Here is a 12,306-nt window from a genome sequence, read left to right on the forward strand (position 1 = left end):
GGCGGTGGGCGCGCTCGGCCAGGCGACCGAATTGCCGTTCCAGGCCGACGGCATCACGCTCGCCCAGGCGCTCGCCAAGGCGCGCGGCCTCTCGGACTTCGCCGCCGATCCGGCCGGAACGTTCATCTTCCGGTTCGAGCCGGCAAGCGTGGTACGCCGCCTGAACCCGGCCACGAAGCTCACCGGCACGCCGCTGGTCCCGGTGGTCTACCGGATCAACATGCGCGACCCCAACAGCCTGTTCACCACCCAGGCCTTCCGCATGCGCAACCGCGACCTGATCTACGTTTCCAACGCGCCGTTCACCGAGGTCCAGAAGGTCCTGACCGCCTTCAGCGGTGTCACGGGCCCGCTCAGCTCCGCGGCCACCGCCTACGCCTACGCCAAGTAGGCCAGGCCATCCCGCCGGCTTCAGGGCCGGCGGGGTCGGGATCTTGAAAACGCAAACAGGGCGCGGATGCCATCCGCGCCCTGTTTGCGTTTCCACATGGTGGACCGCGCGGGAGTCCCCGGCGCGGCTCGGAAGAATTCAGCCGCGCTTGGCCAGCAGCTGCTCGATCAGCGAGCCGCCCTTGTCGATCGCCACCATCTCCTCAGCCACCGCGTTCACGGTGTCGCGGATCTGGTCCGCGGTGTGCTCGGAGGTGAGGAAGAAGCGCAGGCGCGAGGCCCGCTCCGGCACCGCCGGGTGGATGATCGGCTGGACGTTGATGCCCCGGCGGTAGAGCCGGTCCGACAGGGTCACGGCCTTGAGCGAGTCGCCCACGATGATTGGCACCACCGCGAGGCCGAGGCTGAAGCCGGTGTCGAGGCCGAGCTTCTTGGCGGTGGCGAGGAACAGGGTGCCGTTCTGGCGCAGGCGCTCGACCCGCTCCGGCTCGGCCTGCATCACCGCCAGGGCCGCCTCGGCGGCGGCAGCGAGCGGCGGCGACATGCCGACGCTGTACACGAATCCGCCGGCCGTGTGCTTGAGATACTCGATGAGCGCGATCGGGCCGCAGATATAGCCGCCGCAGGTCGAGAGCGTCTTGGACAGGGTGCCCATCCAGATGTCGACCTCTTTGGGGTCGACACCGCAATGCTCGAACAGGCCCGCGCCGGTGCGGCCGGTGACGCCAAGGCCGTGAGCCTCGTCCACCATGAGCCAGGCGTCGTAGCGCTTCTTGAGGGCGACGAGGCCAGCCAGGTCCGGCGCATCGCCGTCCATGCTGTAGAGGCCCTCGACCACGATCAGCGCCCGGCGGTGCTCGTGGCGGGTGTTCTGGAGCAGGCTCTCCAGGGCGTCGAGGTCGTTATGCGCGAAGGAGCGCCGCTGGGCGCCGGAGAGCTGCGCGCCGGTGACGATGCTGTTGTGGGAGAGCGCGTCGTGGAAGATCACGTCGCCGGCTTCCAGAAGCGCCCCGATCGTCGTGACGTTGGTGGCGTGGCCGCTCACCATCACGATGCAGCCCTCGGTCCGGTAATGCTTGGCCAGCGCCTGCTCGAGGCTGATATGGCCGGGCCGCTCGCCCGCCACCACGCGGCTCGCCGACGCCGAGGTGCCATAGGCCTCGATCGCCTCCCGAGCCGCGTTGCTGACCCGGGGATGCCCGTTCAGGCCGAGATAATCGTAAGAAGAGAAGTTGGTGAAGGTCTTCTGGTCGATCCGCGTGGTTGCGCCGGCCTTCGCGTCGTGGACGCGGAAGAACGGGTTGCCCAGGCCGATCAGCTGCGCCGCCTGACGTTGCAGCTGCAGCTCGCGATAGCCGGGCAGGTTCTCGAAGTTCTGCGCGGCCGACTGCCCGGCCGGGGAGGCCGCCTTGACGGGGGCCGGGCGCGGCGTCGCGCGTCCGAGGCGGTTCGTCACGAAGCCGGCGAGCGCCGCGCGCCCGCCGTCAGGCCGTGCCGTATCGGTCATGGGTTGGTCTCTTTGATCTCGCTGGAAGTCTGCGCGATGAGTTCCCTGAGCGGCGCCATCATCTGCGCGTCGATCTCACCGCCGATATGCTTCGAGACGAGGCTCATCGCGACACCGGCGGCCTCATCCATGGGGGCCGAAACCGCCTGAATTAAGGACTCCGACAGCTCATTGACCGTCATGCCGGACGAGAGACCGGCCGGCGGTGCGTCGAGGGCGAAGCGCTCCTGCAGGCTGGCGCCCAACTCGACACCCATAAGCGAATCGAGGCCGATTTCGGAGAGCTGGCGGACCCGGCTGATATCGTCCTTCGGCAAGCGCAGGATGCGGGCGATATCCTCGACAATCGCGTCCGACACGGACTTGCGGACCGCCTCCACGTCGCCCCCCTTGAGGAGCGCGCCGATATTGATCGCCTGGACGCCGCCGGCCTCCACCTGCTGGTCCGACCCGAGGTCGGCGTAGCTCGGCGAACGCATGGTCGCGAGCCGCTCGCGCGCCTTGCCCCAATGCATCGCCGCGATGGCGATCACCGCCTCGTCCGACGACGCGCCCTGAGCCTCCAGCGCATCGGCCATCAGTTCGAGGCAGCGACGGGCCTCCATCGGGGTGACGCCGACGCGGCCGGCGAGCCCTTCCATGACCGCCTTGTTGCGGGCGAGCATGCCGACATCGCCGATCGCGCCCCAGGCCACCGCCAGCGCGGGCAGGCCGCGGCGGCGGCGCTGCCGAGCCAGCCCCTCCATGAAGCCGTTGGCGGCGACGTAGGAGCCCTGACCGGGATTGCCGATGAAGGTGGTCGCCGAAGAGAACATGACGAAGTAGTCGAGGCTCCGGTCCCGGGTGGCGGCGTCCAGGTGCTGGGCGCCGATCACCTTCGGGCCGATCACCGCGTCGAGCGCTGCCGCGTCGATGTTGGCGATCAGGCCGTCCTGGAGTACCGCCGCGGCATGGAGCACGCCGGCGAGCTTCTTGCCGCCCTGCTCGATCTCCGCGATCAGGCGGTCCACCGCCGAGCGGCTGGTGATGTCGACGGCCTTGGCCTCGACCGTCACGCCGCGCCCGGCGAGTTCGGCGACGATCGCCTTGGCCTCGTCGGTGGTCGCGCCCTTGCGGCCGGCGAGCACGAGGTGCCTGGCGCCCTTGTCGACGAGCCAGCGCGCCGCCTCCAGGCCGAAGCCGCCGAGTCCGCCCGTCACCAAGTGGACGCCGTTCTCCGAGACCGTGAACGGCCGGCGCGTGTCCTTGAGGATCGTCCCGGCCTTGGGCGGGCTGATCACGATCTTACCGATGTGACCCGATTGCTGCATCAGCCGGAAGGCGTCCGAGGTCTCGGCTGCCGTGAACGGCTGGTAGGGCAGGGGCTTCAGGCCGCCGTCGTTGAACAGCGCCATCACCTCACGGAACATCCGCGCACCGTCGTCGCCCTGATGCTGGAGCACCTGGTCGAGGTCGACGCCGAAGTAGCTGAGGTTCCGCCGGAACGGACGCAGGCCGATATGGGTGTTGGCGACGTAGTCACGCTTGCCCAGTTCGACGAAGCGGCCGAAGGGCCGCAGCGCGTTGAGCGAGCGCTCCATCGCCTCGCCGAACAGGCTGTTCAGGACGATGTCGACGCCGTCGCCGGTGATCGCCCGGACTTCGTCCACGAAGGCGAGGGAGCGGGAATCGAGCACGTGCTCGGCGCCCAGGGCCTTCACCAGGGCCCGCTTTTCACGGGAACCGGCGGTGGCGATGACCCGCGCGCCCTTCAGCTTGGCGATCTGCAGCGCGGCGAGTCCGACGCCGCCCGCGCCGCCATGGACCAGCACCCACTCGCCGCGCCGCATCCGGGCGCAGGAGACGAGGCCGTAATAGGCGGTGAGGAAGGCCACCGGGACGGTCGCCGCGGCCATCGGGTCGAGACCCTGCGGCATCGGCGCGACCACGAGTTCGGGCACCACGATATGGGTGGCGAAGCCCGACTGGGCGAAGGCGACGACGGGGTCGCCGACCTTGAAGCCCTTGATGCCCGCCCCGACGGCCGTGACCCGGCCGGCGCATTCCAAGCCCAGGCGCGGGCCGGCGAAGCCGTCCTCCAGGATCTCCTCGGGCAGCATCGAGAGCGCCCACAGAACGTCGCGGAAGTTGAGGCCGGTCGCCTCGACCGCGATCTCGATCTCGCCCTTGCCGGGGGTGCGGCGCGCGGCAGGCCCCCAGACCATCTCGTTGAGGCCGCCGGTGTTGCTGCGCTCCAGGCGCGCGGCCTCGGCCGGGACGGCATCGGCCGGATCCCGGTGCTTCGGCCGGCCGGCATGGAAGCGCACGACCTGCGTCCGCTCGTCGTCGAGCACGATCTCGGTCTCCGGCGTGCCGGAGAGGATGAGGTCGCGCAGGCGCTCGGAGGCGCGCTTCGACGACATCTCGGGCGAGAGGTCGATGCGGCGCACGTCGAGATTGGGCGCCTCGTTGGCGAGGGTGCGGGAGAAGGCCCACACGCCGGCCTCGATGTTGGTGGTCTGGCCGCCGCGGTCGCGGGTGGCACCCGGCGCCACGACCCACAGGCGGGTCTGGCGGGCGCCGAGATGCTCGGTGCAGCGCTTCAGGCTGAGGCAGCGGTCGCGCAGACGCTCGGCCGCCTCGCCGCCGCGGGTGAAGGCACCGGCCAGGAACACCACCGTGTCGGGGGTCTCCTTCTCCAGCTCCATCAGCGAGGTCTCGGAGTCGAGGATGATCGAGACATGCACGCCGCCCGCGACCAGCAAGGTCGCCAGGGAGGAGGCGGTCTCGGCCGCGAACTCGTCGTCCGAACCGATCACGAAGGCGAAGCTCTGGGCCGGGGCGGGGCCCGGACGCACCGGAGCCTCGGCGACCAGCAGCAGGTCGTCGCCGTTGGCCGAGGCCGCGCGCTCGACCGCGACCTTGACCAGACCGTGGGCGCTGAGCGTCCGTTGCCAACCCTCGATATCCTCAAGGCGCCCGACCGGCATGCCGCCGACCGCCTCCTCGAACCAGCCGTTGGTGAGGCCGAACACGAGGTCGCGGAACAGGGACGCGCCCGGCTCCACGGCGACCAGCAGACCGCCGGTGGCGAGCGCCCCGGCGAGCTGGCCCGGGAGGGCGCGCTCGCCGCGATGCAGGCTGCCGGAGGCCAGGATCAGGTCGAAGCTGCCGGGGGCGAGCTCGTCGGCCGCCTCGACGACCGCGGCGCCGTGGGTGAGCGACAGGCGGGCACGCTCGGCGAGCCGGCGATCGGTCTCGAACACGGTGAGCCGGGCCTCGGCAGCCGCGGCGAAGGCCGCGGCCTGGGCCGAGAGCGGGCCGAACCCGACCTGCAGGACCCGCAGGGCCCGCTCCTTCGGGAGCTGCCCGCGGCTCGTCTCGATCAGGTCGGCGACCACGTCGGCGGTGTGGCGCGCGGTGGCCGAGCGCATCACGAAGGCGTCGATGGCGCCCTGCGGCAGGGCCGGGGCCTCGGTCAGCTTGCCCGCGAGCAGGCGGTCGACCATGGCGCCGACATCAGCGATCAGCACCAGCTCGGCGGAGAGATCGGGATGGTCGCCGGCGATCCAGCGCATGATCTCGTCCGGAGCCGGCAGCGCGGAGCCGTCGCCCAGGGTCCAGTTCTGGCCGGCACGCTCGGCGAGCCCGCTGCTCTCCAGGGCGTAGAGGGCGTTGAGCAGCCAGGGGCGCAGGGCCTCCGGCACGCGCCGGTCGGTGACCGAGACGGTCTCGCCCTCCGCCAGCCCGGAGGCGAGGCGGTAGGCCAGCGAAGTCGCCCAGCCCTCCAGCAGGAGGTGCCCCGGCGACAGGGCGGCATCGGCCGGACCCTTGGCCTCGGCGGTGAGCGGACGCAGGCGTGCCGCCACGCTCGGCCGGCGCTCCATCGGGATTGCGGTCGGCTCGGTGGCGAGTTCCGGCACCTGCGAGATCGCGTAGGCTGCGAGGTCGCCGCCGCCCTTGGCGCGCAGGGCCTGGAAACGGCCCTCGCGGATGGTCGCGACCACCGCGCCGTCGGCGTCGAGCAGGGTGAAGTCCGCCAGGATCGAGCGCTCGTTGCAGCGCCGGGTCCGGATGATCGAGCGGGTGATCACCGCGCCGGGGCGCAGCAGCCGGACCTCGCCGAAGCGGACCGGGATATAGGCCTTGCCGGCATTCTCGCCGAGCAGGTCCGCGAACAGCAGGATCAGCCCGTGGAAGCAGGCGTCGAGCCGGGCCGGGACCAGCGTGAAGCGGGTATCGGGCTCGGCCGGAGTGAGGTCCGACACGATGGTGGCGTCATCGAGCCGGGCGCTCATGGCGACCTGCCGGAAGCTCGGGCCGAAGCCGAGGCCGGAGGCGCGGGCGCGGGCATAGAGCGCCTCGCCGGTCAGAACCTGCTCGCCGGCGCTGTCGAAGTCGAACCCGTTCAGGTCGGGCGCCTTGGGAGCCGTGAATGTGCCATCGACGATCTTGGCCTGGGCGTGGAGCTGCCAGGGGGTCTGGGTCAGGCGCGGGCGACTGAGGACCTGGATGCCATTGCCGGTCCCCGACAGGCGTACCGCGACCTCGCGCAGGGCCTCCTCGGCGAACACCATCGGCGACAGGATCTCGAAATCCGCCAGGACGACCTCGTCGTGGCGCGTCGCCTCGCGGACGCAGGCCAAAGCCATCTCGACGAAGCCGGCGCCCGGCATGATCACCTGGCCTTCGACGCTGTGATCCTCGAGCTCCGGCAGGGTCGCGGGATCGACGAAGCCGTTCCACTCCAGACCGTCGAAGGTGGTCCGCGAGCCGATCAGCGGGTGATAGGGGCGGGCGCTCATGGCGCCGACGCTCTCGGGGGTGTCGGCCAGGCGGAACGGGCGCCGCTGCCACGGATAGGTCGGCAGGCGCACGTCGCCCCGGGGCGCGTCGCCGAAGAGCAGGGCCTCGTCGACCTGGGCCCCCTGAACCAGGGCGGCGCTGACCGCCTTGGCGATCGGGTCACCGCCGGACGCCTTGCGGTGCATGACGCCGACCGTGGCGGTCTCGATGCCGAGCGGCTCGACCGCATCGCCGACATGGGACATCAGGGTCGCACGCGGGCCGACCTCGACGAAGACGCGGGCGCCGCGACGGGTGGCATCCTGCACGGCCTCGCTGAAGCGCACCGGCTCGCGGATGTTGCGCCACCAGTAGCTGGCACCGAAATTGTCGCCCTCCAGCACGCTGCCGGTGACGGTGGAGACCATCGCGGTGATACCGGCGTTGGCCTTCAGCCCGGCGAGGTCGCGCAGCAGCGGCTTCTCGGTCGGGTCCATCAGCCTTCCGTGGAAGGCGTAGGCGAGGTCGAGCTTGCGGCCACGGCGGCGCTTGCGCGACAGGGCCTTGAGGGCGGCCTCGATATCGGCCACCGGCCCGGCGACCGTGACGGCCTTGGGGCTGTTGTAGGCGGCGATGTCGAGGGAGGGGTAATCCTTGAGGAAGGACTCGACCTCCTCGGCCGGCATCAGCAGCACCGCCATGGTGCCCTGGCCGTGCGTCGTCTCCTGGTGATGGCTGCGGTAGTAGATGACGCGGACGGCGTCCTCGAGGGTGAGGATACCGGCGGCCTCGGCAGCGGCGATCTCGCCGACGCTGTGGCCGAGCACGTAGGAGGGGATGAGCCCCTTGGCCTTGAGGGCCGCCGTCGAGGCGCTCTCAATGGCGAAGATCAGCGGCTGCGAGATGCTGGTGAGCGCCAGGCGCTCGTCCAAGTCCTCGGCGTAGAGGGCCTGCTTCAGCGACCAGTCGGCATAGGTCTGGAACAGCGTGTCGACCCGGTCGAAGGCGGCCCGGAAGGTCGGGTTCTCCTCATAGGCCTCGCGGCCCATGCCGGCCCACTGGCTGCCGTTGCCGGAATAGACGAACGCCACCTCGGCGGCGCGGTCGACTGCGGTACCGGTGAACGCGTCTTGGGCATCCTCACCCTCGCCGACGGCGCGCAGGGCGGCGGCCACGTCGGTCTTGCCGTCCAGCGCGATCGCCAGGCGGGCGGGCAGGCGCTCGCGCCGATGGGCGACCGCGGCGGCCACCGTGGCGACCCGGTCGGGCTCGGCCTCGAGGCGCTCGGCGTAGTCGAGGGCGAGCTCGTTCAGAGCGGCGCGGGTCTGGGCCGAGAGCAGCAGAACCTGGGCGGACGGCGCCGGGGTAACGGCGTCCGACTGGGAACCCGAATTGCCATCGGTGATCACGACGTGCGCGTTGGTGCCGCCGAAGCCGAAGGAATTCACGCCCGCATAGCGCTCGCGCGCGCCGCGGGTGATCGGCAGGGCTTCGCGGACGACGCGCAGATTCAGCTCGTCGAACGGGATGTCGGGGTTCAGCTCGGCCGCGTGCAGGGATGGCGGCACGAGATCGTGCTCCAACGCCAGCGTCGCCTTCATCAGACCGGCCAGGCCCGAGACCGGCTCGGTATGGCCGATATTGGTCTTAATCGAGCCGATCGGCAGCGGCGCCTGGCGGCCGCGCCCAAGCTTGGTCCCGATGGCTGAGGCCTCGATCGGGTCGCCGACCGGGGTGCCGGTGCCGTGCGCCTCCATGAACGCGAGATCGTCGAGGCGGATCTCCGCGTCGCGGTACACCCGCTCCAGCAGGGCACCCTGGGCGTAGCCGGAGGGCAGCGAGATACCGGTGGTGCGGCCGTCGGAATTGATGCCCGAGGCCACGATCCGGGCGCGCACGGTGGCGCCGTTGCGCCGCGCAGCCTCAGCCGATTGCAGCACGAACACCACGCCGCCCTCCGAGCGCACGTAGCCATCGGCGTTCTTCGAGAACGCCTGGCACAGGCCGGCGCGCGAGAGCATCTGCGCGGTGGAGAAGCAGATGAAGTTGAACGGGCTCGCCAGCACGTTGACGCCGGCCACGACCGCCGTGTCCACGCGGCCGGACTGGATCGCCTGCACGGCGTTGTCGAAGGCGACGAGCGAGGACGAGCAGGCGGTGTCGACCGTAAAGCTCGGACCCTTCAGATCGAAGATGTACGAGATGCGGTTCGAGATGATCGAGAGCGTGTTGCCCGTGGCCGCGTAGGCATCGCCCGAGGCCGCGTCGAGAATGCGCAGGTTGCCGTAATCGAGCGAGGAGGCGCCGACGAACACGCCGATGTTGCTGCCGGCCACGCTCGACGGGCGCAGACCCGCATCCTCGAGGGCTTCCCAGGTCAGCTCCAGCAGCATCCGCTGCTGCGGATCCATCTGCTCGGCCTCGCGCGGCGAGATGCCGAACACGGCGGGGTCGAACGACCAGATGTCGTCGATGATGCCGGCGGCCCAGGTGTAGCTCTTCCCGCGCTCCTGGGCGCGCGGATGCGCGAACCGGTCGAGGGAGAAGCGGTCGCTGGGGACCTTGCTGACGGCGCAGCGGCCCTCGGAGAGGAGTTGCCAGAGCCCGTCGACGCTGGGGGCCCCGGGCAGTCGGCATGCGCGTCCGACGATCGCAATATCTGTACGTTGTGTCACGTTCGGTTCGCACACGCTCGTTATCGGAAGTCGGCTCGGCTCGCGACGAGTGAGTAACCTCTCACCCCTTACTGTGGCACCATTGCGGTGTCCAACCTGCCCCCAGGCAAGGTCATCCCTGCCCAGCCAGATTGCGCTGGGCTGTGACATGTATTCATCAGACTGCAGTCTAGTGCCAACAGCCGAAATGCCAAGTTTGCACCATTTGACCGCCTGTTGAGACGGTCCCACGACCATCGAAATGCCACAGTTGCGGACTCGCGGACGGAGCCCGTCTAGCGGTATCGCCAGGGTTTTCCAAAGAGATCTTTGCCGCAGCCTGCAGATCTAAGACCGCAAAGCGACGACTCGACGCCGTCCGGCCGACGGTCAAGACGCGGCCGGACCGGCCTTATCCTTGGTGCTATCCTTCGATCGTCCGACGCCGCGATAGATGAACCCGTGACGCTCGGCGGTCTCCGGATCATAGATGTTGCGCAGATCGATCAGCACGGGCGCCGGCCCCACGGACGCCATGGTCTGGCGCACCCGGTCGAGGTCCAGCGCGCGGAACGCGTTCCACTCGGTGACGATCACCAGGGCGTCCGCCCCCTCCGCGCAGGCATAGGCGTTCGCGGCGTAGTCCACATCCGGCATCAGCGCGCGCGCCTGCTCCATCCCCTCCGGATCGTAGGCGCGCACCTTCGCACCCGCGTCCTGAAGTCCGGCCACGATCGACAGGGACGGCGCCTCGCGCATGTCGTCGGTGTCGGGTTTGAAGGTCAGGCCGAGCAGCGCCACGGTCTTGCCGCGGACGCTGCCGCCGCAGGCCTTGATCACCTTGCGGGCCATGGCACGCTTGCGCTGGTCGTTGACGGCCACCACGGTCTCGACCAGCCGAAGCGGCGTCCCGGCATCCTGCGCCGTCTTGACGAGCGCCAGCGTGTCCTTGGGAAAGCACGAGCCGCCGTAGCCGGGGCCGGCATGGAGGAACTTGCTGCCGATCCGGTTGTCGAGGCCGATACCCCGGGCGACCTGCTGGACGTCGGCGCCGACCTCCTCGCAGAGATCTGCCATCTCGTTGATGAAGGTGATCTTGGCGGCCAGGAACGCGTTGGCGGCGTACTTGGTCAGCTCGGCGGTCCGGCGGCTCGTGACCACGATCGGCGCGGCATTCAGGTAGAGCGGCCGGTAGACCTCGCGCATCACCGCCTCAGCGCGGGGATCCTCACTGCCGACCACGATGCGGTCTGGGCGCTTGAAGTCGGAGATCGCCGCACCCTCGCGCAGGAATTCCGGGTTCGAGGCCACGGCGACATCTGCCTCGGGACGAAGTTCGCGGATGATCCGTTCCACCTCGTCGCCGGTGCCCACCGGCACGGTCGACTTGGTCACGACCACGGTGAAGCCCGAGAGCGCCCCGGCGATCTCCCGGGCGGCGTCGAATACGAAGGACAGGTCGGCGAAGCCGTCGCCGCGCCGCGAGGGGGTACCCACCGCGATGAACACCGCATCCGCTTCGCCCACCGCGTCCCGAAGGCTCGTCCCGAAGGCGAGCCGGCCCTGGCGGACGTTCTCGGCCACCAGCGCATCGAGGCCGGGCTCGTAGATCGGCATGCGGCCGGCGTTCAGGCTGGCGATCTTGTTCGGGTCGCGGTCGATACAGACCACGCTGTGGCCGAAATCGGCCAGGCACGCCCCGGACACCAGGCCGACATACCCGGCCCCAATCATCGCAATCCGCATCCGGCCCTCCCGGCAGCCGGCCGCGCGGCTTGTTGCGACGCAGCATGGTCCGGGACCGGCAGCGATGCAACCCGGGCCGCTCGGCCGCGTCCGATTCTGTCGCGACGATGCAACACCGCGGAATCACGACTGTTTTTTGACACTGCGCCCGGGGCCGCGGTGACGTCGGCCGGAGCTTGTTGCCGGCGCGAGACCGGAACGTGCACGTTCGCGGCTTCGCAGCGCCGTCGGCTTCCTGTAGAAGCGCGGCCGCCGGCCTGGCGAGGCCGGGCGCCGCCAAGCCCATCGAAAAATCGGCGAAGGACCGCGATGACCGAATTGCCGAACGTGCACGTGCGCGCCGAAGTCTTGGCCCAGGCGCTGCCCCATATGCAGCGCTACGACCAGGAGATCGTGGTCATCAAGTACGGTGGCCACGCCATGGGCGACCGCGCCGCGGCCGAGGATTTCGCCGAAGACATCGTGCTGCTCGAGCAATCCGGCCTGAAGCCGATCGTCGTGCATGGCGGCGGCCCGCAGATCGGCAAGATGCTCGACCGGCTCGGCATCCAGTCCGAGTTCCGCGGCGGCTTGCGGGTGACCGACGAGGCCACCGTCGAGGTGGTCGAGATGGTCTTGGCCGGCTCGATCAACAAGCAGATCGTCGGCTGGATCTCGGCCGAGGGCGGCCGGGCCATCGGCCTGTGCGGCAAGGACGGCAACATGGTCCGCGCCAAGCGGGCGATGAAGACCGTGGTCGATCCCGAGAATCACACCGAGCAGGCGATCGATCTCGGCCTGGTCGGCGAGCCGGAGCATGTCGAGCGCGGCGTCCTCGACGCGGTGCTGAAGGCAGAGCTGATCCCGGTGCTGGCCCCGGTGGCCTACGGGGCGGACGGTCAGACCTACAACGTCAACGCCGACACCTTCGCGGGTGCCATCGCGGGGGCGCTCCGGGCCAAGCGCCTGCTGCTGCTCACCGACGTTCCGGGCGTGCTCGACAAGGACAAGAAGCTGATCCCCGAGCTGACCGTGGAGGATTGCCGGCGCCTGATCGCCGACGGCACCATCACGGGCGGGATGATCCCCAAGATCGAGACCTGCATGTACGCGATCGAGCGCGGCGTGGAGGCGGTCGTCATCCTGAACGGAAAGGTCAACCACGCGGTGCTGCTGGAGCTGTTCACCGATTACGGTGCCGGCACCCTGATCCGGCGGGGCTGATCCCCGGCAGGGCGGGACGACGGTGGGTGGATTGGACGCGGC

General features: G+C 70.0%; 4 protein-coding genes and 1 pseudogene. 2 read left to right on the plus strand and 3 right to left on the minus strand.

Annotated elements, in window-relative coordinates; genetic code table 11:
• Positions 1-391, plus strand: a pseudogene (locus MKK65_RS10135) (sugar transporter); the annotation flags it as partial.
• A gap of 138 nt (positions 392-529) precedes the next feature.
• On the opposite strand, the gene MKK65_RS10140 reads toward MKK65_RS10135, so the two are convergent.
• The 3 genes from MKK65_RS10140 to MKK65_RS10150 form a co-directional block, all read right to left on the minus strand.
• Entirely contained in the window at positions 530-1,897 is a 1,368-nt protein-coding gene (locus tag MKK65_RS10140) for an aminotransferase class I/II-fold pyridoxal phosphate-dependent enzyme (RefSeq protein WP_243957461.1), read from the minus strand.
• Positions 1,894-9,336 carry a type I polyketide synthase gene (locus MKK65_RS10145; RefSeq protein ID WP_243957462.1) on the minus strand — a complete coding sequence of 2,481 codons (7,443 nt, stop codon included), beginning with the start codon at positions 9,334-9,336 and terminating at the stop codon, positions 1,894-1,896. The genes MKK65_RS10140 and MKK65_RS10145 overlap by 4 nt, the downstream gene beginning before the upstream one ends.
• Positions 9,337-9,705: 369 nt before the next feature.
• Positions 9,706-11,061, minus strand: coding sequence for a UDP-glucose dehydrogenase family protein (locus MKK65_RS10150; protein ID WP_243957463.1), 1,356 nt, complete (start codon positions 11,059-11,061; stop codon positions 9,706-9,708).
• A 309-nt stretch (positions 11,062-11,370) separates the two neighbouring features.
• On the opposite strand from MKK65_RS10150, the gene argB reads away from it, so the two are divergent.
• Positions 11,371-12,264: an acetylglutamate kinase gene (gene argB / locus MKK65_RS10155; RefSeq protein ID WP_058192023.1), complete on the plus strand. Its 894-nt coding sequence runs from the start codon at positions 11,371-11,373 to the stop codon at positions 12,262-12,264.
• Positions 12,265-12,306 lie beyond the last annotated feature (42 nt).

This window comes from Methylobacterium sp. J-001 (genome assembly GCF_022829565.1).
Lineage (GTDB): Bacteria > Pseudomonadota > Alphaproteobacteria > Rhizobiales > Beijerinckiaceae > Methylobacterium.